The 21731-nt window shown below is 62.5% G+C and carries 22 protein-coding genes; 11 read left to right on the top strand and 11 right to left on the bottom strand.

All coding sequences use genetic code 11. The features are described from left to right. Positions 1-61 precede the first annotated feature (61 nt). On the top strand, positions 62-841 hold the full coding sequence (gene xth / locus AC2FNZ_RS05745) for an exodeoxyribonuclease III (RefSeq protein ID WP_496839818.1): 780 nt from the start codon (positions 62-64) through the stop codon (positions 839-841). 4 nt (positions 842-845) lie between these two features. On the opposite strand, the gene AC2FNZ_RS05740 is transcribed toward xth, so the two are convergent. Then, on the bottom strand, positions 846-1997 hold the full coding sequence (locus tag AC2FNZ_RS05740) for an FAD-dependent monooxygenase (protein ID WP_496839817.1): 1152 nt from the start codon (positions 1995-1997) through the stop codon (positions 846-848). A 71-nt stretch (positions 1998-2068) separates the two neighbouring features. Further along, positions 2069-2491: an RNA polymerase-binding protein DksA gene (dksA, locus tag AC2FNZ_RS05735; protein WP_093962986.1), complete on the bottom strand. Its 423-nt coding sequence runs from the start codon at positions 2489-2491 to the stop codon at positions 2069-2071. Positions 2492-2855: 364 nt separating this feature from the next. On the opposite strand from dksA, the gene AC2FNZ_RS05730 reads away from it, so the two are divergent. From AC2FNZ_RS05730 to AC2FNZ_RS05710, 5 genes are all read left to right on the top strand, one after another. Beyond that, positions 2856-3701 (top strand): AAA family ATPase, encoded by an 846-nt coding sequence (locus AC2FNZ_RS05730; protein WP_496839815.1) that lies wholly within the window; start codon positions 2856-2858, stop codon positions 3699-3701. Between the two features lie 124 nt (positions 3702-3825). Next, the gene (locus AC2FNZ_RS05725) at positions 3826-4275 is read left to right on the top strand and encodes a GNAT family N-acetyltransferase (protein ID WP_496839814.1); all 450 of its coding nucleotides are present in this window, start codon (positions 3826-3828) and stop codon (positions 4273-4275) included. After that, positions 4272-5621: a DUF2927 domain-containing protein gene (locus AC2FNZ_RS05720; RefSeq protein ID WP_496839813.1), complete on the top strand. Its 1350-nt coding sequence runs from the start codon at positions 4272-4274 to the stop codon at positions 5619-5621. The genes AC2FNZ_RS05725 and AC2FNZ_RS05720 overlap by 4 nt, the downstream gene beginning before the upstream one ends. Positions 5622-5647: 26 nt before the next feature. Next, positions 5648-5818: a hypothetical protein gene (locus AC2FNZ_RS05715; protein ID WP_496839812.1), complete on the top strand. Its 171-nt coding sequence runs from the start codon at positions 5648-5650 to the stop codon at positions 5816-5818. 4 nt (positions 5819-5822) lie between these two features. Next, on the top strand, positions 5823-7007 hold the full coding sequence (locus AC2FNZ_RS05710) for a vWA domain-containing protein (RefSeq protein ID WP_496839811.1): 1185 nt from the start codon (positions 5823-5825) through the stop codon (positions 7005-7007). A 19-nt stretch (positions 7008-7026) separates the two neighbouring features. On the opposite strand, the gene AC2FNZ_RS05705 is transcribed toward AC2FNZ_RS05710, so the two are convergent. Beyond that, the gene (locus AC2FNZ_RS05705; RefSeq protein WP_496839810.1) at positions 7027-8511 is read right to left on the bottom strand and encodes an inorganic phosphate transporter; all 1485 of its coding nucleotides are present in this window, start codon (positions 8509-8511) and stop codon (positions 7027-7029) included. A gap of 201 nt (positions 8512-8712) precedes the next feature. On the opposite strand from AC2FNZ_RS05705, the gene AC2FNZ_RS05700 reads away from it, so the two are divergent. Continuing rightward, positions 8713-9399 carry a M48 family metallopeptidase gene (locus tag AC2FNZ_RS05700; protein ID WP_093962334.1) on the top strand — a complete coding sequence of 229 codons (687 nt, stop codon included), beginning with the start codon at positions 8713-8715 and terminating at the stop codon, positions 9397-9399. Positions 9400-9453: 54 nt separating this feature from the next. On the opposite strand, the gene AC2FNZ_RS05695 is transcribed toward AC2FNZ_RS05700, so the two are convergent. Genes AC2FNZ_RS05695 through AC2FNZ_RS05675 form a run of 5 tightly spaced genes read right to left on the bottom strand, consistent with a single transcriptional unit; the run spans position 9454 to position 14708 of the window. Beyond that, positions 9454-9996: an RSP_2648 family PIN domain-containing protein gene (locus AC2FNZ_RS05695; protein WP_170370627.1), complete on the bottom strand. Its 543-nt coding sequence runs from the start codon at positions 9994-9996 to the stop codon at positions 9454-9456. Further along, complete coding sequence (locus AC2FNZ_RS05690; RefSeq protein ID WP_496839809.1) at positions 9993-11201, bottom strand: RSP_2647 family RNA methyltransferase; 1209 nt, start codon at positions 11199-11201, stop codon at positions 9993-9995. Before AC2FNZ_RS05690 ends, AC2FNZ_RS05695 begins: the two co-directional genes overlap by 4 nt. 52 nt (positions 11202-11253) lie before the next feature. Then, positions 11254-11526, bottom strand: coding sequence for a hypothetical protein (locus AC2FNZ_RS05685; RefSeq protein ID WP_170338699.1), 273 nt, complete (start codon positions 11524-11526; stop codon positions 11254-11256). Beyond that, positions 11513-14305, bottom strand: a complete 2793-nt coding sequence (gene glnE, locus AC2FNZ_RS05680; protein ID WP_496839808.1) for a bifunctional [glutamate--ammonia ligase]-adenylyl-L-tyrosine phosphorylase/[glutamate--ammonia-ligase] adenylyltransferase — start codon at positions 14303-14305, stop codon at positions 11513-11515. The genes AC2FNZ_RS05685 and glnE overlap by 14 nt, the downstream gene beginning before the upstream one ends. Positions 14306-14318: 13 nt before the next feature. Then, positions 14319-14708 (bottom strand): nuclear transport factor 2 family protein, encoded by a 390-nt coding sequence (locus AC2FNZ_RS05675; protein ID WP_093962339.1) that lies wholly within the window; start codon positions 14706-14708, stop codon positions 14319-14321. A gap of 141 nt (positions 14709-14849) precedes the next feature. Here AC2FNZ_RS05675 and AC2FNZ_RS05670 point away from each other — a divergent pair, with 141 nt between their 5' ends. From AC2FNZ_RS05670 to AC2FNZ_RS05655, 4 genes are all read left to right on the top strand, one after another. Next, positions 14850-15269 carry a DUF2852 domain-containing protein gene (locus AC2FNZ_RS05670; protein WP_170338185.1) on the top strand — a complete coding sequence of 140 codons (420 nt, stop codon included), beginning with the start codon at positions 14850-14852 and terminating at the stop codon, positions 15267-15269. Between the two features lie 67 nt (positions 15270-15336). Further along, positions 15337-15768 carry an RDD family protein gene (locus tag AC2FNZ_RS05665; protein ID WP_093962341.1) on the top strand — a complete coding sequence of 144 codons (432 nt, stop codon included), beginning with the start codon at positions 15337-15339 and terminating at the stop codon, positions 15766-15768. Positions 15769-15842: 74 nt separating this feature from the next. Continuing rightward, positions 15843-16667 (top strand): arginyltransferase, encoded by an 825-nt coding sequence (locus AC2FNZ_RS05660; protein ID WP_093962342.1) that lies wholly within the window; start codon positions 15843-15845, stop codon positions 16665-16667. A 6-nt stretch (positions 16668-16673) separates the two neighbouring features. Further along, positions 16674-17063, top strand: a complete 390-nt coding sequence (locus tag AC2FNZ_RS05655; protein ID WP_496839807.1) for a VOC family protein — start codon at positions 16674-16676, stop codon at positions 17061-17063. A 74-nt stretch (positions 17064-17137) separates the two neighbouring features. Here AC2FNZ_RS05655 and AC2FNZ_RS05650 read toward each other — a convergent pair whose 3' ends face one another. From AC2FNZ_RS05650 to AC2FNZ_RS05640, 3 genes are all read right to left on the bottom strand, one after another. Next, positions 17138-19492: a TRAP transporter large permease subunit gene (locus AC2FNZ_RS05650; protein WP_170338179.1), complete on the bottom strand. Its 2355-nt coding sequence runs from the start codon at positions 19490-19492 to the stop codon at positions 17138-17140. Between the two features lie 17 nt (positions 19493-19509). Next, the gene (locus tag AC2FNZ_RS05645) at positions 19510-20436 is read right to left on the bottom strand and encodes a TRAP transporter small permease subunit (protein WP_496839806.1); all 927 of its coding nucleotides are present in this window, start codon (positions 20434-20436) and stop codon (positions 19510-19512) included. 124 nt (positions 20437-20560) lie between these two features. Continuing rightward, positions 20561-21643: a TRAP transporter substrate-binding protein gene (locus tag AC2FNZ_RS05640; protein ID WP_170338175.1), complete on the bottom strand. Its 1083-nt coding sequence runs from the start codon at positions 21641-21643 to the stop codon at positions 20561-20563. Between the last annotated feature and the right edge of the window lie 88 nt (positions 21644-21731).

Below are 21731 nucleotides of genomic sequence, written 5' to 3'. Positions count from 1 at the left end.
ACACCTTGTGATGGCCTCCGTTCTGGGCGATAGGTTTCGGCAGAGCTTCGGAGGGACCGGGATGAAAATCGCAACATTCAACATCAACGGCATCAAGGCGCGGGCCGAGGCTCTGCCCCGCTGGTTGGACGAAGCCCAGCCCGATGTGGTCCTGCTGCAGGAAATCAAATCCGTCGACGAAAACTTTCCCCGCGAGATCTTTGAGGAACGCGGGTACAACGTCGAAACCCATGGTCAGAAAAGCTTCAATGGCGTGGCGATACTTTCGAAGTATCCGCTCGAAGACGTCTCGCGCGGGCTGCCTGGGGATGAAGAGGACGAGCAGGCGCGATGGATCGAAGCAACCGTCATCGGCAAGAGGGCGCTGCGGATTTGCGGGCTTTATCTTCCCAACGGGAACCCTGCTCCGGGGCCGAAATTCGACTACAAGCTTGCCTGGATGGAACGGCTGTACGAGCGCGCCCGCGATCTTCTGGCCACGGAAGAGCCGGCCCTCATGGCCGGGGACTACAACATCATTCCGCAAGCCGAGGACGCGAAACGCCCGGAGGCCTGGCGCGAAGACGCCCTGTTTCGGCCGGAAAGCCGCGCGGCGTTTCGCAAGGTTCTTAACCTTGGCTTCACCGAAGCATTCCGTGCGCGGACGCAAGGCCCGGGCCACTATTCGTTCTGGGATTATCAGGCCGGCGCGTGGAACCGGAATGACGGCATTCGCATTGACCACTTCCTTCTGACACCACAAGCGGCGGACCTGATGCGCGATTGCCAGATCGACGCCGCAGTGCGCGGACATGAAAAACCGTCCGATCACGTCCCTGTTTGGGTGCACCTCGACATCTGACTCGTCAGGCCGTCGGGTCGTAATCGTAGATCCAGTCGTATCGACGCGTCAGGCGCGGACCGATCAGGGCCAAGGCCGCCTGCGCGGCCAGTCGTGCGGGACCGCGCAAATGAAAGTTCCGCGCGTTGGCACCGGCAGCTGCGACCACCTTGCGCGCGCGGGGTTTCCTCTTGATTTCATAGGCTTCGAGTGCGCGGCGGACACCCGACTGTTCGTCAAAAGATCGGGCCAGGATCCAAGCATCCTCAAGGGCGAGGCACGCCCCTTGAGCCATAAACGGCAATGTGGGATGCGCAGCGTCCCCCAAAAGGGCAACGCGACCATTCTGCCATTTCTGTGCCACCGGGCGCAGAAACAAAGCCCACAGGTGAACATCTTGCACCTGCGCAAGCGCGGCACCTGCAGGACCGCCGAAATCGGCAAAACGCGCCCGCAGGTCCTCGGGGTCACCGCGCAGGCGCCAGCCCTCCTCCCGCCAATCGGACCGCTCTTCGACCGCCACGATGTTCAACATGGACCGCTTTCGCAGCGGATAGGTCACGACATGACGCCCGGGACCCATTGTCAGCGATGCCATGGGCTCGGCATCGTGGCCGGTCCAGGGCACCGTTGCCCGCCAGGCCACCTGATGCGTGAACGCGGGCGCTTCGGTTCCGTTCAGGATGGGCCGGATACCGCTGCGCCCGCCATCCGCTGCAACGGCGAATTCCGCGCGCAGCCGGGTGCCATCCTGCAGCGCAATCTCGGCGTCGGCTGGATGCTTCCGAACATTTGTGACGCGGGCATCCAGCCTGATCGACACCCCTGCGCGCTCGGCCGCCTTTTGCAGCACTTCTAGAAGGTCAGCACGGTGGAAATACCACGTGGGTCCGGCCGAGGGTGCCGGAAGACGGCTGACGACGCGGCCCCGCCGGAAATCGCGCAGAACAGTGCCGTGAGAGAGTTGTGCGACCCGACCGGGATCATCCACAACACCCAGCGCGCGCAGGACGGCCATGCCGTTGGCGCTGATTTGCAGACCGGCCCCGACCTCGGTCAAGGCCTCGGCCTGCTCGAGAACGGTCACCCGTGCACCGCGTTGCTGCAAGGCCAGCGCAGCGGCCATTCCGCCGATCCCGCCGCCGATGACACCGATTTGCAAACCGTCGATCTTCATGGCACGGGCTTAACGCAAAAAAGCCGGAGCCACAGGCCCCGGCGCTTGTCTTTTTTGAAAGAACCCAGCGATCAATCGTCGCGGTGAACTTTTTCGCGACGCTCGTGACGCTCTTGCGCTTCCAGCGTCATGGTCGCGATCGGACGCGCATCCAGACGCTTGAGCGAGATCGGGTCACCGGTTTTTTCGCAGTAACCGTATTCGCCCTCGTCGATCCGGCGCAGAGCGGCGTCGATCTTGGCAACCAGTTTGCGCTGTCGGTCCCGGGTGCGCAGTTCCAGCGCACGGTCGGTTTCCTCGCTGGCGCGGTCTGCAACGTCGGGAATATTACGGGTGCTGTCCTGCAGCCCCTCGATCGTATCCCGGCTGCCTGCCAAAAGTTCGTTTTTCCAGTTCAGCAGCTTGCGGCGGAAATACTCAAGCTGGCGTTCATTCATGAAAGGTTCATCTTCGGCCGGACGATAGTCCTCCGGCAGAAAAACTTCCTGCTTCATATTGGCTCCCTCGGTATGGCCAGAAACGTCTTTTGCGGTCGTGTCGCCTGACATTTGGCACCCCCTTCTGCGCAGCGTTTAACTGACGGGACGGGGAATGTCACTATCCAAACGCAACCCCGACGCGCCGTTATGAGAACCGGTATAAACATGAGACTTTGGGCACCAAATCGTTGCCATTCTGTGAAAGCGAAAGGACTATTTTGCGGCAGAACACCCGCGAGCGGATGATGGAATCGGTGCGATTCGTCCCTCGCGCCCGTCGTTGGCAGCCTGCGACGCTGCGGCCCGACTTGTCATTCGGCCACGCCCTAGGTAACCCGGTTCCCGTCTCCTGTTGCTGCGACCATCATACGAGGGCCCCATGACCGCACGTTTCAAAGGCACAGCCGAATACGTTGCCACCGACGACCTGACCATTGCCGTAAACGCAGCCGTCACGCTGGAACGACCGCTGCTGGTCAAGGGTGAACCCGGCACGGGCAAAACCGAACTGGCCAAACAGGTCGCCGGCGCACTGGGTCTCAGGATGATCGAGTGGAACGTCAAGTCGACCACCCGCGCGCAGCAGGGTCTCTACGAATATGACGCCGTCAGCCGTCTTCGCGACAGCCAGCTGGGCGACGAACGTGTGCACGACGTGTCGAACTATATTCGCAAAGGCAAGTTGTGGCAGGCCTTCGACGCCGATGAAAAGGTCGTGTTGCTGATCGACGAGATCGACAAGGCCGATATCGAGTTCCCCAACGACCTGCTGCAGGAACTCGACAAGATGGAGTTCCATGTCTACGAGACCGGTGAAACGATCCGGGCCAAACACCGCCCCATCGTAATCATCACCTCGAACAATGAAAAGGAACTGCCAGACGCCTTCCTGCGCCGCTGTTTCTTCCACTATATCCGCTTCCCCGATGAAGCCACGATGCGTCGCATCGTCGAAGTGCATCACCCAGGCATCAAAGAGGCGCTGCTGACCACCGCCCTGACCCAGTTCTACGAAGTCCGCGAAACGCAGGGGCTGAAGAAAAAACCCTCGACCTCCGAGGTTCTGGACTGGCTCAAGCTGCTCCTGGCTGAGGATCTGGACGCCGAAGACCTGAAGCGCGACGGGGTCAATGCCCTTCCCAAGCTGCACGGGGCATTGCTGAAGAACGAGCAGGACGTGCATCTGTTCGAACGGCTGGCCTTCATGGCGCGCGCCAAGCGCTGAAGCCCGCCCATTCATGAATACTTGGTGATCACGGCTTGCCTTGCGGCAAGCCTGATGCCAGCATTGCTGCAACAAAGATCAAAGAACACGACACCGAGCACGCTGTAGAGCAGGACCACCCGAATTGACCCAAGCGCCGCGCATTCGTCCCCTCAAGCCCGAAGACCGGCCGAGTTGGAACTTGTTGTGGCGGGCGTATCTTGATTTCTACGAGACGGTATTGCCCGACGAGGTCTACGACAGCACGTTTGCGCGCCTACTGGGAGATGATCCGCAGGACTTTTCATGCCTAGTGGCCGAGTTGGACGGCGAATTGATCGGGCTGACCCACTTCCTGTTTCATCGCCATGCCTGGAAGATCGAAAACGTCTGCTATCTGCAGGATCTCTATACCAGCCCGCATGTACGCGGCACCGGTGTCGGTCGGGCGTTGATCGAGGCCGTCTATGCCGAAGCCGACCGAAAAGGCGCGCCCGATGTCTATTGGCTGACGCAGGAGTTCAACCACACGGCGCGCCAGCTTTATGACCGCCTCGGCCAACTGACGCCTTTCCTCAAGTATCGGCGTCCATGAAACGTCTGGCCGGCATATTTCTGGGCTTTGTCCTTGCCGGATGCAGTTCGGTCGACCGGATTGAGTTGCCCGATGAAATCAAGGTCACCGAGGCCGCAGCACCGGTGACTCAGGCTTTCGGTACGCCACGTCCTTTCCCGCCGGCCCGGTCAAATACGAACATCGCGGCAGATTTTGTGGACCTGCATTTCTCGCTGGAAAGCGGCACTGCCCTGCCCGTGTATACGCGGTTCGAGGGTCCGATCACAGTTCGGCTGACGGGGGCCCCTGCCCCCACGATGCAATCCGACCTGACGCGTCTGCTGACCAGACTGCAGCGCGAAGCCCGGATCGACATCCGCCAGGTCAACGATGGGCAGGCCAACATCACGATCGAAGCAGTGACCCAGCGCCAGATCCAGCGGCTGCTGCCGCAAGCCGCATGTTTCGTCGTGCCCAACGCGTCCAGCCTCGAGGAATACAATCGCGACAAGCGCAAGACCAAAAGCAGTTGGCGCGCGCTGCGCAGCCGCGAGCGGTTGGCGATCTTCATTCCCAACGATGTCAGCCCCCAGGAAATGCGGGATTGCCTTCACGAAGAACTTGCACAGGCGATCGGGCCTCTGAACGACATGTACCGCCTGCCGGATTCGGTCTTCAACGACGATAATTTCCACACTGTCCTGACCGGGTTCGACATGCTGATCCTGCGCGCGACCTATGCGCCGGAACTACAGACCGGAATGACCCGGGAACAGGTGGCCCAGGTCATACCCGGGGTCATCGCCCGCCTGAACCCGCGCGGTGCCAATCTGCCCGTCCAGCCAATCTCGGAAACCCCGCGCGAATGGATCGACGCCGTGCAACTGGCGGTCGGCAAGGGCCGGGCCTCGCCGCGGCAAATGCGGGCCATCGACCGCGCGATGCGGATCGGCCGAGAGCAAGGTTGGACCGATCACCGCCGGGCGTACCCCCATTATCTGAAGGCCCGTCTGGGTGAATTCGACGCCCCCGAGGAAGCGCAGCGCGAATACGCCATCGCCCTGCAATACCTGCGCGTGACCCCCGGAACCGAGCTTCAGCGCGCGCATATCACTGTTCAGACGGCGGCCTATGCCCTGACCCAGAGGCGCGGCCCCGAAGCCCTGCCGGACCTCGACCGGGCCATAGCGACGATGACGCGGGCCGAAAACGCCTCGATGCTGGCGACGCTGCTGCTGCTGAAGGCCGAGGCCCTGAAGCAGGCCGGCAAACCCGAACAGGCACGCTCCGTCAGGCTGGACAGTCTGGGGTGGGCGCGCTACGGGTTTGGCACGGAATTGGTGGTCAGCTCGTTGATGCAGGACGTCGCGCTGGGGGCCCCGTAACATCGCAAAAGGCGGATGACGAACACATGCTAGTGGTTGTGGGAATAGCGGTCCTGGGGGCGGCTCTGGGCGCGCTGACGGCACGAAAACGCAAAGGCAGCGGCGCCGATATCGCCCAATATGCGGCCGGCTACGGCATCGCATTTGCATTGGCGGGACTGGCCATTTCGCTTGTTCTGGTGCGGGTGATAGGCTGAGCCGATGTTCATCCCCTTTTTCGAAAACCTCAGAAAAGCCGGCATCCCCGTCTCGTTGCGGGAATACCTGACTTTTCTGGAGGGGATGAAAAAGGGGCTGGCCACCTACGACATCGAGGCGTTCTACTACCTCGCCCGTGTCTCGATGGTGAAGGACGAGCGCAACATCGACAAGTTCGACCGCGCCTTTGCCGCCAGCTTCGAAGGGCTGTCCGAGATCACCTTCGACCAGGTGCTAGAGGCCGTGGATATCCCGGCCGAGTGGCTGGCCAAGATGGCCGAGAAGCACCTGTCAGACGAGGAAAAGGCCGAGATCGAAGCGCTTGGCGGGTTCGACAAGCTGATGGAGACGCTGCGCGAGCGGCTGAAGGATCAGCAAGGCCGCCACCAGGGCGGCAACAAGTGGGTCGGAACGGCGGGCACCTCGCCCTTCGGCGCCTATGGCTACAACCCCGAGGGCGTGCGCATCGGCCAGAAGGAAAGCCGCCACCAGCGTGCGGTCAAGGTCTGGGACAAGCGCGAGTTCCGCAATCTGGACGACACGGTCGAACTGGGCACCCGCAACATCAAGGTCGCCTTGAAACGCCTGCGCCGCTGGGCCCGCGAGGGCGCCGCCGAAGAGCTGGATCTGGACGGCACCATCCGCGCCACGGCCGAGCATGGCTATCTCGACGTCAAGACCCGGCCCGAACGGCACAATGCTGTGAAAGTGCTGCTGTTTCTCGATGTGGGCGGCTCGATGGATCCGCATATCAAGGTGGTCGAGGAATTGTTCTCGGCCGCGCGGGCCGAGTTCAAGCACCTAGAATATTTCTATTTCCACAACTGCCTGTACGAAGGCGTCTGGCGCGACAACCGCCGCCGGTGGGATGCGCAGACCCCGACGCATGAGGTGCTGCGGACCTACGGCCCCGACTACAAGTGCATCTTCGTGGGTGACGCGTCGATGTCGCCCTACGAGATCGCCTATCCCGGCGGCGCCAACGAGCACTGGAACGCCGAGGCCGGCCAGGTCTGGCTGCAACGCGCGCGCGAACAGTGGACGTCGAACCTGTGGATCAACCCGGTGCCCGAGAAATACTGGGAATACACCCATTCCATCGGCATGATCCGCGAGATCTTCGAAGACCGGATGGTGCCGATGACGCTGGCCGGGCTGGAACGCGGCATGCGCGAGCTGACGCGATAGCGCCAGCCCGGCTTTGGTTTTATCCCGCGATTGCCTGAATTCCCAGGAACAGCAGACCTGACAACAAGGCCGCCGCGGGCACGGTTATCACCCAGGCCGCGATGATCGTCAGGAAATGCGACCGGCGCACCAGCTTGCGGCGGCGGCGCTCTTCGGGGGCAAGCACCGGGCGTTCCGGCACGGCACCGCGCGCCTTGATCAGGCGCCGCTCAGCGTCCCACTCTCGGAAGAACCCGACGCCGAACACCGCGCCAACTGCGATGTGGGTTGAACTGACCGGCAGGCCAAGCCAGCTGGCCACAATCACCGTGATCGCCGCCGACAGCGCCACGCAATAGGCCCGCATCGGGTTCAGCTTGGTGATCTGGCTGCCGACCACCCGGATCAGCTTGGGCCCGAACAGGAACAGACCGAACGAAATGCCGAAGGCGCCGATGATCATGACCCAGGGCGGAATGCTCACCGCATGGGTGAAATCACCCACCGCCGAAGCCTGAACGATCGCGGCCAGAGGCCCGACGGCATTGGCCACGTCATTGGCCCCATGCGCAAAGCTGAGCAGCGCCGCCGAAATGATCAGCGGGATACCGAACAGGATCTTCAGCGACTTGTTGCGGTTCTCCAGCCCCTCGGCCTGACGGCGAATGACCGGAATCGTCACCATCCAGATCAGCACTCCGCTGACCAGACCGATCACCAGGGCCGTCTGCAGGTTGATCTTGAACAGATGTTTCAGGCCTTTCAGCGCAAGGTACGAGGCAAACGCCCCGGCCATGATGCCGACCAGAACCGGAACCCATTTGCGCGCCGCGGCGATCTTGTCATCCTGATAGATGATCCGCGCTTTGATGAACCACAGGAACCCGGCGGCGATGATGCCACCCAGAAGCGGCGAGATGACCCAGCTTGCTGCGATCTGGCTCATCTTGACCCAGCTGACCGCGCCGAACCCCGCCGCCGCGATCCCTGCCCCCATGACGCCCCCCACGACCGAATGCGTGGTCGAGACCGGAGCGCCGACCCAGGTGGCCAGGTTGATCCAGAGCGCGGCAGACAACAGTGCGGCCATCATGGCCCAGATGAAGACGGTTGCCGTTCCCATGCTTTCGGTATTGATGATGCCTTTGGCGATGGTCGAGACCACGTCTCCACCCGCGATCAGCGCGCCGGCGCTTTCGAAAATTGCGGCAATCGCGATGGCGCCGCCCATGGTCAGCGTGTTCGCGCCCACCGCCGGGGCCATGTTGTTGGCCACATCGTTCGCCCCGATGTTCAGCGCCATGTAGGCTCCGAACATGGCCGCGATCACGACGATCATCGTGTTGCTGGCCTGTCCGAACAACAAAGCAGCCGTGGTCCCGGCGATCACGATGAACACGAAGGCGATGCCCGATCCGACGAACGGCCGCCCGACCTGCGCCGTTGCAACCTCGAGGCGGGAAAACCGACGCAGGTCACGATCCAGTGTTTCAAGGTGCCGGGCTTCTAAATCATTGTTGGCCATTTGTCCCTCTTGCATAGCGCGCTTGCTCAGCGTGCGCTGTGCCCTAGAAGGCTTTTGCCTTCATTTCAACCTTTGAAATATGGAAATTGCGATCTGACGCCGCGCGATTTCCGTCTCACGAACTGCCCCAAGTCGCCCATGTTGCCCGAAAGTGATGAGGAACGACTTGCCCCCGCATCCCGATCCGCCCATATCTGAGATATGTTGCGTCTGACCCCAATTCTGCTGGCGATCGCCTATGCCATTGTGATGTATCGGATTTCCGTCTGGCGCACGCATCGCGAGCTGGATGCGAAGTCGACCGAACTGGCCGATCCCGAGTTGAAGCGCATGACCGACCGCCTGGCCGCCGCCTTGGATGTGGCGCGCGTGCCGGTCTATATCTATGAAATCGACCCGGTGAACGGGCTGGCCGCACCGGACGGGCGCATTTTCATCACCCGAGGCTTCTATCGCAAGTTCCGCAACGGCGAGGTTTCGGCCGAGGAAATGGCCAGCGTCATTGCGCACGAGCTGGGGCATGTTGCACTGGGCCACGCCCGGCGGCGGATGATCGATTTTTCTGGTCAGAACGCGATGCGGGCGGCGCTGATGATGCTGCTCAACCGGTTCATTCCCTTCATCGGCGCGTGGATCGCCAATGCGCTGACCGCGCTGCTGGCTTCGCGCCTGTCGCGGGCGGACGAGTATGAGGCCGACGAATACGCAGCCGCCCTGCTGACCAAGGCCGGGATCGGGATCGGACCGCAGAAATCCCTGTTTCACAAGCTTGAGGATCTGACCCAGCAGCGGGCGGGCGTGGTTCCGGCCTGGCTGATGAGCCATCCCAAGACGGACGAGCGGATCGCCGCGCTGGAGGCCCTTGAGCAGCGTTGGGAGCGTGGCTGAGGGTCGGGATGCGAGAGGCCGGCCTCTCGCGATATTTGGAGCCAGGGGAAGAGGTCAGGCCGCCAAAGCCTTGCCGAGACGCGGCAGGCGGGCTTTTTTCATCAATGCGCGCAGTGTCCATCTGTCGCCCGACAGGCGGTTGGCTTCAGTCAGAACCGATTGAGCCACCCGTTCGACACTGGTCGGATCATTCTGCCAGATGCCGTGAAGGAAGCTGTCGGGATCGATACGTGCAAGGCCCTCTTCGGCCAGGATATTCCTTGGAAAGTCTTTGGCATTCACGGTGATGATCGTGTCGGCCGATGCGGCGACGGCGGTGGCCAGCACATGCGTATCGGCCGGATCGGGAAGCCAGAGGCGCTGTTCGAGACCGGGTGCCTCGGGGCGTTCGGCCTGCGGCCAATGTGCCTGCACCAACGCGATTTCGGCCCGGGCCTGCGCCTCGCCCTCGGGGCCAAGCTTGCGGGCGGCGCGGGCCCATTCCTCGAGGATGCGAGCCGACCAAAGCGGGGTGAAGTGGCCCCGCGCCGCCACGCCCAGCAGCATCTCGCGCATCACCGTCGGGTAGATGACGCAGGTGTCGAGAACCGCCTTCACAGCCGGTAGAACACGGATTTCAGATAGCCGCTCTCGGCCAGTTGCGGCAGTTGCGGATGGTCGGGGCCGGCAAAGCCGGTATGGATCATCTGCGCCTGACGCCCAGCCCGGCCGATGCCGCGGGCGCAGGCCTCGCGGAACCGGGTCAGGTCGGCGGCGTGCGAGCACGAACACAGGCCCAGATAACCGCCCGGTTTGACAAGCGGCGCGGCCAGGCGGGCGATCCGTTCATAGGCCCGCAGCCCGGCATCCAGCGCCTGTTTCGACGGCGCAAAGGCCGGCGGATCGCAGATGACCACGTCGAACTGCGCGCCTTCCTCGCCCAGTTGCGTCAGCACGTCGAAGGCATCGCCCTGTCGGGTTTCAAAGCGGTCGCCAAAACCCGAAGCAACGGCGCCCTGCTCGGCGAGAGTCAACGCGGCGGCTGAGCCATCGACCGACAGCGCGTGGTCGGCGCCACCGGCCAGCATGGCCAGGCCAAAGCCACCCACATGGCTGAACACGTCCAGCACATGCGCGCCGGGGCCCGCCAGCCGGGCGGCAAAGGCGTGGTTGGGGCGCTGGTCGTAGAACAGGCCGGTTTTCTGGCCCCCGGTCAGGTCGGCCATGTAGGTTGCGCCATTCATCGGAACCGGCAACGGGGCATCGGGCGCAGTGCCGCGCAGGGTCTGGCTCACGTCATCCAGACCTTCCAGCCCGCGGGTGCGGCCCGAGGCATTCTTGAGCACGGTCGTCACACCCGTCACTGAGACCAGCGCGTCGGTCAGAAGATCCAGATGCGCCTCGGCCCAGGCGGCATTGGGCTGGATCACGCAGGCATCGCCGAACCGGTCGATGATGACACCGGGAAAACCGTCGGCCTCGGCATGGACCAGCCGGTAGAAGGGCGCATCGAACAGCCGTTCGCGCAGGTCGAGCGCGCGCCGCAGGCGGGTTTCGAACCACCCGGCATCCAGCTGCGCCGACAGGTCGCGATCCAGCACCCGGCACATGATCTTGGAGTTCGGATTCACTGCCACCAAGGCGATAGGGGCGCGTTTGTCATCCTCGAGCACGGCCAGCGCACCGGGCGCGATCTTGCGGGTGCGCCGGTCGGTGACGATGTCATTGGCATAGACCCAGGGAAAGCCGTGGCGCAGACCGCGCGCGTTGGCTTTGGGTTTCAAACGGATTCTGGGGCGGTCGGGCATGTCGGCTTGGGTCATGGCGCCCTCATAGTCGCGATTGCGCGGGCAGAAAAGCCCCTCTCGCGATCCGTCAGCGTTGGCGCGCCCGCCAGCCGCCGCGCCGGCGCGGAGCCTGCGCGGTGTCCAGCCCTTCGCGCAGAACCTGTGTCATGGGATGGTCGGCATCCTGTGCCGTATAGACAGCATGCAACTCGGTCAGTGCCTGCTTCTGGTCGCGCCCGTCCGGCAGGCTGAGCGCCCAGTCCAAAAAGATGCTGCGGCACTCGGGCAGCGTGATTCCGTCGATGCGATAAGCCTCGCGGATCAGGCCCTTGGGGTCGTTCGGGTCGTCACTGCGCGCCATCCGCACTCTCCTCGATCACCGCGCCGATCACTTCGGCTGCGGCGGCATAGCTGTCCTGCAAGGCGGACTGTAACTGTTCGACCTGCTCGAACCCGGTCGCCCGGCACAGAAAGGCCGTGCCCCCCTGCCCGATCTTGTCGGCCTCGATCACCTTGCCCGACAGTAGCCGCGCCGCGCATTGCACCGACCAGCATAGATCATATGCGTCCTTCAACACCTGCGCCTGAGCGACATCCAAAAGACCCGCAGCGACCGCTCCGTCCAAGCCCGAGTCGACGTCGCGCTGTGACGCGCCGGACAACAGCGCGCCGGTTTCGGCCATCAGTTCGATATCCAGCAGACGGCCGGGGCCGGTCTTGACATCCCAGACACCGGCGGGAGATTTCGCCGCCGCCAGGCGTGCGCGCATATCCGACACTTCGCGCAGGACCTGATCCTTGTCGCGCGGGCGAGACAGGAACTGCGTGCGGAAAGCTTCGAAATCGGCGGCCAGATCCGTGTTGCCTGCAACTGCGCGCGCGCGTGTCAAGGCCAGATGCTCCCAAACCCAGGCTTCCTCTTGTTGGTAATGAGTGAAGCTGGCCCAGCTTGTAGCAACTGGCCCCTGATTGCCGGACGGCCGCAGTCGCATGTCGACCTCGTACAACCGTCCCTGCGCCATCGGCGCCGACAGGGCGGTAATCAGCGCCTGTGTAAAGCGCGCATAGTAGGTGCGTGTGGCCAGTGGCTTGGGGCCGTCGGACATGTCCACCGCTTGCGGGTCGTAGATCACGATCATATCCAGATCGGATTGCGAATTCAGCCGAGCGGCCCCCAACGACCCCATACCCAGCACTACAGCGCCACGCCCTGGAGGGGAGCCGTGCTTCTGCGAAAACTGTCGCTCTACGCAGGGTAAGATCGCGGCGATGACAACCTGCGCGAGGTCCGCGTATTGCCGCCCCGCCTGCAACCCGTCGATCAGACCGCGCAGGTGGTGCACACCGATACGGAAATGCCATTCCTTGCACCAGCGCCGCGCCAGATCCAGCTGGGTTTCATAGTCCGATTCAGCCGCCAGCGCGTTGGACAGTTCAGCCTGCAAGGCGGACGGACCGGGCCATTCGGCGAAGAAGCTGCCACCGATCACCGCGTCGAACACCTGCGCATTGCGCGACAGATGCGCGGCCAGCGCATGCGAGGTGCCGACGATGTCGACCAGCAGGTCGATCAGATGCGGGTTGGCTTCGAACAGGGAAAACAGCTGCACCCCAGCGGGCAAGCCGGCCAGAAACCCATCCAGCGCCAGCAGCGCCTCGTCGGGCCGGGCGGTCTTGGCCAGCCGGGCCAGCAACTCGGGCTTGAGCCGCTCGAAGATGCGCGCGCCCCGTTGCGAGCGCAGCGCGGGATAGGTTGTCCACCGGGCCAGAACGCCGGCGTCGAACTCGACCTCAGGCGTTGCGGTCGGCGCGGGGCCGGCGCCGGGCGCGAAAAAGCCCTCGGTCAGCTCGTGCACCTCGGTCAGGCGACGGGTCAGATCGGCCGTTAGGTCGGCGCTGGTGGTGCCCATCAGGCAGGCGATGCGCTCGATTCCGTCGGGCGATTTCGGCACCTTGTGAGTCTGCGCGTCATGCACCATCTGGATGCGGTGTTCGACCTCGCGATGGGCGCGGTAATGGTCGGTCAGCCTGTCGGCCACGTCTTGCGGCACCCAGCCCTTGGCCGCCAGCGCCGCCAGCCCCGGCACCGTGCCACGCACCCGCAGATCGGGGTCACGGCCGCCGGCGATCAACTGCCGGGTCTGGGTAAAGAACTCGATTTCGCGAATGCCGCCCTGCCCCAGCTTCATGTCATGGCCGGGGATCGTCAGAGCCCCACCGGTGCCCTTGTTCTCGCGTATGCGCAGGCGCATGTCGTGGGCGTCCTGGATGGCGGCGAAATCCAGATGGCGGCGCCAGACGAAGGGCCGCAGGGTTTCCAGAAACCGCTGTCCGGCGGCGATGTCACCGGCGCAGGGGCGGGCCTTGATATAGGCGGCACGCTCCCAAGTGCGGCCCAGGCTTTCGTAGTAGCGCTCGGCCGCCTCGGTCGCCATGCAGACGGGCGTAACCGCAGGATCGGGGCGCAGGCGCAGATCGGTGCGGAACACGTACCCATCGGCCGTCTTGTCGCTGAGCGTAGCGCAGAAATTGCGCGTCGCCCGCACCATGCCTTGCCGCGCCTCATAGAAATCGTCGGGATCGTACCGGGTTTCGTCGAACAGCACGATCAGGTCGATATCCGAGCTGTAGTTCAGTTCGTGCGCACCCATCTTGCCCATCGCCAGGATCACCATACCGGCGGCGGTTTCCACGTCGTCTTCGGTCATGCCGGGCAGCTTCTTGCGCCGGATCAGCGCCGCGATCTCTGCCTTGGCAACGATGTCCACGGCAAGCGCCGCAAAGTCGGTCAGTGCCGTCGTGACTTGCTCGAGGTTCCAGGCTCCGGACAGGTCGGCCAGGGCCGTCAGCAAGGCAAGCCGATGCTTGGCCTGCCTCAGGCCCGGTTTCAACTGGTCAGGAGCCAACGCGCGCGCGTCGTCCATGATCTGCGCAAGGGCGTGCTGCGGCCGATCCAGCGCCGGGGCCAGCCAATTGCGCTCACGGTCGATCAAGCTCTTGAGGTACGGGCTGCTGCCTGCGGCACCGGTCACCAGTTCGGACTGATCAGCGGTCAGATCCGGCACTGCGGCGCAGGCCTCTCGCCCCAGTTCGGGATCGTAGGGACGCGGGGCGCGCCGGATGGTGAAATTGTCGGTCATGGGCGAATTCCGGTCAGTTAACGTCGACCGGAGTGTCCTGGCTGAAGGTATTGATCCAGCCATCATCCCGGCGTTCCCACAACGAAGAGATCAGCATCGCCTCGCGCGCGGACGCACCGGGCCGCCGATAGTCCGCCCGGTAGGACAACAGGACGATATCCGCGGTCAGAACGCGCAGTTGCGCCGCGCTCAACTCATATGACTCCATGGTCGGGCTGTCTGCGAACTGACCCACGTGATCGTCACGATTGGCGAAACCGGATGGGTAGACGCCCAGAAAATCGGCGCTCAGCAATGCCCGGTCCGCCTGCGCATCACCCTCGACCAAAGCGGTCCAGACCTGCTGCTCCAGGTTCAGGATTTCTTCAAGCGTCGGGTCTAGCTTGTCATTATGCGTGTTCATGCCCGCACGTTGCGCAGGATCAGAACCGCCGTCAACCGGGCCACTATATGTAAATCTTTTTCACATTGCCCCTTGCATCCGGGCCGGGTCACCCCATCTAGATCAATGTGAACACAATTTACATCAACCTGGAGAGCCCAAATGACCGCATTGTCCGAACACGCCGTCCCCCGCAACCCGGGATGGTTGCACCGTGCCGAGGCCTGGCTTGACGACAAGGGCAAAGGCGCCTGGATCGCTGCCATGGTCCTTGGTTTCATCTTCTTCTGGCCCGTCGGCCTGGCCCTTCTGGCCTATATGATCTGGAGCAAACGCATGTTCAGCAAATCCTGCAGCCGCCGCCATTCCTGGCACAGTCACATGAGCGCGATGAAGCCCTCGGGCAACAGTGCGTTCGACGCCTACAAGGCCGACACGCTGGCCCGCCTGGAACGGGAACAACAGGATTTCGAAGCCTTCCTGCACCGCCTGCGCGAAGCCAAGGACAAGGCCGAGTTCGACCAGTTCATGAACGAACGCGCTCAGGAGAATACGGCGGACGACAAGGACGAAACCGCCTGATACCCTACCGCCCTGCCCCCTCTCTGTGGGACAGGGCAAACCTCAACAACCGACCGGAAATTCCTTCATGTCTCATCTGCCCGACCCGGATCGTCAGCCGGACTTCTACAAATCCGTGGCGATCAAACGCTTCTTCGCGTGGCTGTTCGATATCGCCTTCATTTCGCTGCTGTGCACGGTTGCCATTCTGCTGACCTTCGGCATGGGCCTGTTCGTCATCGCGCTGATCTATGCGGTCGTCAGTTTCATCTACCGCGTTGTCACCATCGCAAACGGGTCTGCCACGCTGGGCATGCGCTTTATGGGGATCGAACTGCGCGACGCATTTGGCGAACGCATGGATACCGGCAAGGCCGTCGCGCATACAGCTGGTTACTTTGTCAGCATGGCGTTTCCGATCCTGCAGATCATCTCGGTCATCATGATGCTGACCAGCGCCCGCAACCAGGGCCTGACCGATGCCTTCCTCGGCACCGTGATGCTGAACCAGCGTGCCTGACACGGCTCGTTTCTGGGACTTGGCGACCCCAGAAACGGTTGCTATCATCGGCCCCGAGGAAACACGGGGCCTTCATGCGACACACGCTGCCGATTGCGCCGCAGTTCTATGTGACTGCACCACAGCCTTGCCCTTATCTCGAGGGCAGGATCGAGCGTAAGCTGTTCACCGCCCTGCAGGGCGAAGGCGCGGATCAGCTGAACAACTCTCTGTCGCAGCAGGGTTTTCGCCGGTCTCAGAACGTACTTTACAGGCCCTCCTGCACCGATTGTGCGGCCTGCCTGTCAGCCCGGATCGACGTCTCGGCCTTTTCTCCGACCAAAAGCCAGAAACGCGCGGCGCGGCGCAATGCGCATCTTCAGCGACGCGCGACCTCACCTTGGGCCACCGACGACCAGTACGAACTGTTTCGGCGGTACCTGGACACCCGGCACGCCGATGGCGGCATGGCGGATATGGATGTGTTCGAATTCGCCGCGATGATCGAAGAGACCCCGATCCGCAGCCGCGTCGTTGAATATGCCGACCCCAAAACCGGAAACCTGATCGCCGTCAGCCTGACCGATGTTCTGGATGACGGGCTGAGCATGGTCTATTCGTTCTATGACCCGAACCAGCCGCAAAGCTCGCTGGGAACATATATGATCCTCGATCATATCGACATCGCGCGCGAGGCCGGGCTGCCCTATGTTTATCTGGGCTATTGGGTCCCCGGCAGCCCCAAGATGGGCTACAAGGTGAAATTCGCAGGGCTCGAGGTCTATGTGAAAGGCGGGTGGCAGCGTGTGGACGACCCGGAGGCGTTCACCGACTCAACGCATCACCCGCTTTCGACCGCTCCGATTGCCGAGCAGGTCGCGAATATCCAACTTCCCGATCGCCACCCCACCAAAGGTTGAATTCTGATGCAGCAAGGTTTGCAGGCCGTCACCCTGGTGGTGCCGGACTATGATGACGCGATCGCGTTCTACACCAAGACGCTTCGGTTCCGGCTGACCCAGGACATCGATCTTGGCGAAGGCAAACGATGGGTGTTGGTTACTCCCCCAGGCAGCGATGGGGCTGCTCTGCTGTTGGCCAAGGCTGACGGAGACAGCCAGCGGTCCGCAATCGGAAATCAGACCGGTGGTCGTGTCGGGTTTTTCCTCAGAACCGATGATTTTGCCCGCGATCACGCAGACATGCTGGCCAACGGGGTCCGGTTCGAGGAAGAGCCGCGCTACGAACCGTATGGCATCGTTGCCGTCTGGCAGGATCCGTTCGGTAACCGTTGGGACCTGATCCAGTTCACCTGACAACCGGCGTCAGCCGGGACCAAAGCAAAGGGGGCCTCGCGGCCCCCTTTTCAATTTGATAACGCCATCACCGATCAGTTCGGGATCAGGTCCGGCACGATGGTGACGATCGACGGGAAGAACCACAGGATTCCGATGCCCACCACCTGGATCAGCACGAAGGGGATGATTCCGCGATAGATATGGCCCGTCGTCACCTCTTTGGGCGCCACGCCGCGCAGATAGAACAGCGCGAAGCCAAATGGCGGCGTCAAGAACGAGGTCTGCAGGTTCACCGCCACCATGATCGTCACCCATTTCGGATCGAACGACCCGCCATAGATCACCGGACCCACGATCGGGATCACGATGTAGATGATCTCGAGGAAATCCAGCACAAAGCCCAGGATGAACAACACCAACATCACGATCAGGAAGACCGTGAACTCGTTGTCAAAGCTCTTGAGGAACTGCTGGATATAGTGTTCCCCGCCGAACGAGATCACCACCAGGTTCAGCAGTTGCGAGCCGATCAGGATGGTGAAGACCATCGAGGTCACCTTGGCGGTTTCCCGCACCACCGGAGTCAGAACACCGCTGGTGAACAGCACCCAGCACGCGAACAGCAGCCCGAACAGCGCGTACAGATACGCGGCGTAGGCCAGGATGAACGCGATCCAGCTTTCCACGGTCACGCCACCCTGGTTGACGCGCAGATCGAAGTTCACGCCCATCAACAGGCAGATGACGACCGCGAAGGTCGACCAGATGATCACCTTGCCGGATCGCCCCTGATCCTGCAGCTTGCGATAGGCCGCCAGCATGATGGCGCCGCCTGCCCCTAGCGCCGCAGCCGGCGTCGGGTTGGTCACACCACCCAGGATCGAGCCTAGGACCGCGATGATCAGAACCAGCGGCGGGAAAACCACGCGGATCAGATCATTGGTGGCACAGCGCGCCGCCGCGGCTTTGCAGCCATACATGGCCAGCGCGAACGGCACCGCCAACAGCAGGAACGTGGCCCCCGACGAGGTGGTCGGCGCGATCAGCAGCACATCGACCAGCAGCATCAAGACAAGCCCGATCCCCCCCACGATCAACGGCTGCGGCGATTGCGACGGCGCAATGCCCCGACCCATCACCAGCGTCAGGCCCAGCAGCACGACAATCACCGCAACACCGGTGCCGATCGGCGCGGCGGCGGCGATCTTGGCTTCACGCGCGGCAGCCAGCTCTTCCTCGCTCAGCCGCTGCGACTCGGACACGCCGCCGGCAGCGTCGATGGCTTCCTGCTCGGCCACGGCCATGTCCCAGGCCTCCTGACCATGCAGTTCGATCATCGAGGCCTTGCACTCTTCGGACACGTTGGTGCGCAGCGTGGCTGCCTCACCGATATCCGAGAAGCCCGAAACCGTGATATTTTGGCTGCCGATGGCGCCCAGGTTGCCCAGCAGCACCGCGCCCACGATCAGAGCGACAGGGGCACCCAGAAGCCAGGTCAGGCCTTCCGAGCGGGTGATCGGCTCGCCGCTGCCGCCTGACAGTTCGACCGCAGGTGCCTTGTGCGGGTTGAGCAGCGCGTAGCCAAAGGCATAGAGCGCATAGAGCAGCGCCAGCATGATCCCCGGCAGCAGCGCCGCTTGGAACAGCGTACCAACCGAAACCACGGCCGGCTCGCCCAGATAGGTCAGCGCGTCGGTACAGCCCGCTTCGACCGCGCGAGTCTCCTGCGCCGTCGAATACAGGTCACCCGCCAGCGTGCCCAGCAGAACGATCACGATCGACGGCGGAATGATCTGCCCCAGCGTGCCCGAGGCCGCAATCACGCCCGTCGCCAGTTCCGGCGAATAGTTGTTGCGCAGCATGGTCGGCAGGGCCAGCAGGCCCATCGTCACCACGGTCGCGCCCACAATCCCGGTCGAGGCCGCAAGGAATGCCCCCACGACCACAATCGACACCGCCAGACCGCCCGGCAGCGGGCCAAAGACGCGCGCCATTGTGGTCAGCAGATCGTTGGCGATTTTCGAGCGTTCCAGCGTGATGCCCATCAGCACGAACATCAGCACCGCCAGCAGAGTCTCGATCGACTGACCGGCCAGAACCCGTTCGTTGATGCGGTTCACGATGAAGGACACGTTGCGGTCCAACGCGGTTTCCCAACCCTGAACAAAGACCGGCTCGGCGATCCTTGGCAGGTCCGGGTATCGGAACACGGATATCACATCGGGTTTCACACCCGAATTCACGATGTCCCGATAGGCTTGCGAGCTTGTGTCGATCGCCTGGTGGATCAGCAGCCCGGCGCTGTCCAGCGCGGCGATGATCCCGAAAGAGATGATGCCGGCCCCGCCAATGGCAAACGCCACCGGAAAGCCGCTGAGAATTCCGCCAAACAGGCAGAGGAATACGATAATGAGGCCTATCTCGACGCCATCAAGTCCGAATAGCATTGTCTTGGTCTCCGTCCTTAATGTGTGCCTTCGTAGGCTTCTTCACCCTCGCCAAGGCTGTCCTTGTCGAGGTATTTTCCAGTGCTTTCCGGGCCTTCGACATATTCGAGATAGGACCGGTAGAAGAACGCGATCGCGTGCAGGAACACCATCGCGGCAAAGGCCACAAGCAGGATCTTGAACAGGAAGTAGGCATTGAAGCCGTTGGGGCTGAAGCCGATGGTTTCGACGTTCCAGCGCAGCGCGCGGGATTTCATCACCAGCCGGTCCAGCGTGTCGCTGGCCGAGGGCTTCGGCACGATCAGGTGACGCCACATGAAGTACCAGCCATACATCCAGGTCAGCACGGCGATGGGCATCATGAACAGGATCGAGCCCAGCATGTCGACCACGCGCTTGGCCCGGTGCGAGATGCCGGCATAAACGAGGTCCACGCGGACGTGGCCGCCCTGCACGAAGGTGTAGGTGCAGCACAGACAGACGACGAGCGCGTTGTACAGCTTCAGCTCTTCGGCGTACCAGCTGATATCCATCTGAAACGGGATACCCAGACCAAACGCCATGTCAGGTCGCGCGAATACGCGCTGCATGAATACGATGACGATTTGCTGGATCACCATCAGCAGGCCCGCCCAGGCAAAGAAACGCCCGGTCGTGTTGGCGAACCCTTCCAGAACGCGCACCGTGCCCCACATGAAGCCGCGGAAATAAAGCCCGATCGCGGTCAGCACGAGGAAGATCGTGAAAACCACGAAAAAGAACTCGACCGACCCGCCGTAATAGACAAAGCGCATGATCGCTTCTTTGTCCGACCAGTTCAGCCACAGCTGCGGATGCGTGATGGCGTATCCGAAATTATAGAAGGCTTCGGCGATGCTTTGAACGAACCAGACCAGTCCGTTCCACAGGGCGCCGAAGAACGAGATACCGTTTTCGTCCTGCATAATGTCCCCAGGTCCCGTTGGTTGCGACGCTGATTATAGCGGAAAACCGTGCGATCCGCGCATCTGCAACAGGAAAGGCTTCCCCGCACGTGGCGGGGAAACCGTTTGATTGCCAGACGGCCAGTTAGCCCAGAACGCGGTCGCGCTGCGCGGTGTAGACGCCCGACGACATGTTCAGCCACGACGACGAGGCTTTCATCGATGCCATCGCGCTGTCGTGGATCTTCTTGAACAGCTCGTCGCTCATGTTCTCGGCCAGAACTTCCTGGCTGGCTTGTCCGAAGGCATCCCAGACACTGTCGGGGAATTCCATGACCTTCACGCCACCGGCCTGCAGACGCTGCAGCGCCGCGCCGTTGTTGGCCAGGAACTGTGCCAGGTTCCACTGGTGCGCTTCGCCGGCGGCGATTTCGATGATCTTCTGGTGCGCCGGCGAGAGGCTTTCGAACACGTCGCGGTTGGTGGCCAGCGACAGGCCTGCGCCCGGCTCGTGGAAACCGGCGGTGTAGTAGATCTTGGTGATCTCCTGGAAACCGGCCTTTTCGTCCGCCCAAGGACCGATCCACTCGGTGCCGTCGATGGCACCCGAGGACAGTGCCTGATACACTTCCGAACCTGGGATGTTCTGAACAGATGCGCCCAGCTTGCCCAGCGCCTTGCCGCCCAGACCCGGCATACGGAACTTCAGGCCGTTGAAGTCTTCGGGGCTGTTGATCTCTTTCGAGTACCAGCCGCCGGCCTGCGCACCGGTGTTGCCTGCCAGGAACGATTTCAGGCCGAAGATCTGGCCCAGTTCGTCATGCAGCTCCATGCCGCCATCGAAATAGTACCAGTTCACCAGTTCCTGCGCGGTCATGCCGAACGGAACGGCCGTGAAGAACGCATAGCCCGGGTGCTGACCGACAAAGTAATAGTCAGCGGCGTGATACATGTCAGCCTGACCCGACGAGACCGCGTCGAACACTTCGAACGCGCCCACCAGTTCGCCCGCTGCCTTGATGTCGACGGTCAGGTTGCCGTCGGACATTGCTGTGATGCTGTCGGCGCAACGCTGCGCGCTGTCGAACACGCCAGCCAGACCGCGGCCCCACGAGGTAACCATGGTCAGCGTGCGCTTACCCTGCGCATAGGCAGGTGCCGCCAGTGCGGTTGCCGCTGCGGCCGAGCCGCCCAGTGCCGATGTCTTTAGAAACTTACGACGATCCATAAGAGTATTCCTCCCCTTCATAGTCACGACTCGGGCAGCGCCCGAGCCAGTCGTTTACGGTAGCGTCACCCTAATGATGGCCGTTTGA

The organism is Ruegeria sp. SAZA006, assembly GCF_059613465.1.
Note: the sequence above shows the minus strand (reverse complement) of the source record. Positions and strands in the feature narration are given on the sequence as shown.

Excerpts from the sequence above, each read along its gene's own strand:
- xth (WP_496839818.1), top strand. The coding sequence starts at position 62 with ATGAAAATCGCAACATTCAACATCAACGGCATCAAGGCGCGGGCCGAG.
- AC2FNZ_RS05740 (WP_496839817.1), bottom strand. The coding sequence starts at position 1,997 with ATGAAGATCGACGGTTTGCAAATCGGTGTCATCGGCGGCGGGATCGGC.
- dksA (WP_093962986.1), bottom strand. The coding sequence starts at position 2,491 with ATGAAGCAGGAAGTTTTTCTGCCGGAGGACTATCGTCCGGCCGAAGAT.
- AC2FNZ_RS05730 (WP_496839815.1), top strand. The coding sequence starts at position 2,856 with ATGACCGCACGTTTCAAAGGCACAGCCGAATACGTTGCCACCGACGAC.
- AC2FNZ_RS05720 (WP_496839813.1), top strand. The coding sequence starts at position 4,272 with ATGAAACGTCTGGCCGGCATATTTCTGGGCTTTGTCCTTGCCGGATGC.
- AC2FNZ_RS05715 (WP_496839812.1), top strand. The coding sequence starts at position 5,648 with ATGCTAGTGGTTGTGGGAATAGCGGTCCTGGGGGCGGCTCTGGGCGCG.
- AC2FNZ_RS05710 (WP_496839811.1), top strand. The coding sequence starts at position 5,823 with ATGTTCATCCCCTTTTTCGAAAACCTCAGAAAAGCCGGCATCCCCGTC.
- AC2FNZ_RS05705 (WP_496839810.1), bottom strand. The coding sequence starts at position 8,511 with ATGGCCAACAATGATTTAGAAGCCCGGCACCTTGAAACACTGGATCGT.
- AC2FNZ_RS05700 (WP_093962334.1), top strand. The coding sequence starts at position 8,713 with ATGTTGCGTCTGACCCCAATTCTGCTGGCGATCGCCTATGCCATTGTG.
- AC2FNZ_RS05690 (WP_496839809.1), bottom strand. The coding sequence starts at position 11,201 with ATGACCCAAGCCGACATGCCCGACCGCCCCAGAATCCGTTTGAAACCC.
- AC2FNZ_RS05685 (WP_170338699.1), bottom strand. The coding sequence starts at position 11,526 with ATGGCGCGCAGTGACGACCCGAACGACCCCAAGGGCCTGATCCGCGAG.
- glnE (WP_496839808.1), bottom strand. The coding sequence starts at position 14,305 with ATGACCGACAATTTCACCATCCGGCGCGCCCCGCGTCCCTACGATCCC.
- AC2FNZ_RS05675 (WP_093962339.1), bottom strand. The coding sequence starts at position 14,708 with ATGAACACGCATAATGACAAGCTAGACCCGACGCTTGAAGAAATCCTG.
- AC2FNZ_RS05670 (WP_170338185.1), top strand. The coding sequence starts at position 14,850 with ATGACCGCATTGTCCGAACACGCCGTCCCCCGCAACCCGGGATGGTTG.
- AC2FNZ_RS05665 (WP_093962341.1), top strand. The coding sequence starts at position 15,337 with ATGTCTCATCTGCCCGACCCGGATCGTCAGCCGGACTTCTACAAATCC.
- AC2FNZ_RS05660 (WP_093962342.1), top strand. The coding sequence starts at position 15,843 with ATGCGACACACGCTGCCGATTGCGCCGCAGTTCTATGTGACTGCACCA.
- AC2FNZ_RS05655 (WP_496839807.1), top strand. The coding sequence starts at position 16,674 with ATGCAGCAAGGTTTGCAGGCCGTCACCCTGGTGGTGCCGGACTATGAT.
- AC2FNZ_RS05650 (WP_170338179.1), bottom strand. The coding sequence starts at position 19,492 with ATGCTATTCGGACTTGATGGCGTCGAGATAGGCCTCATTATCGTATTC.
- AC2FNZ_RS05645 (WP_496839806.1), bottom strand. The coding sequence starts at position 20,436 with ATGCAGGACGAAAACGGTATCTCGTTCTTCGGCGCCCTGTGGAACGGA.
- AC2FNZ_RS05640 (WP_170338175.1), bottom strand. The coding sequence starts at position 21,643 with ATGGATCGTCGTAAGTTTCTAAAGACATCGGCACTGGGCGGCTCGGCC.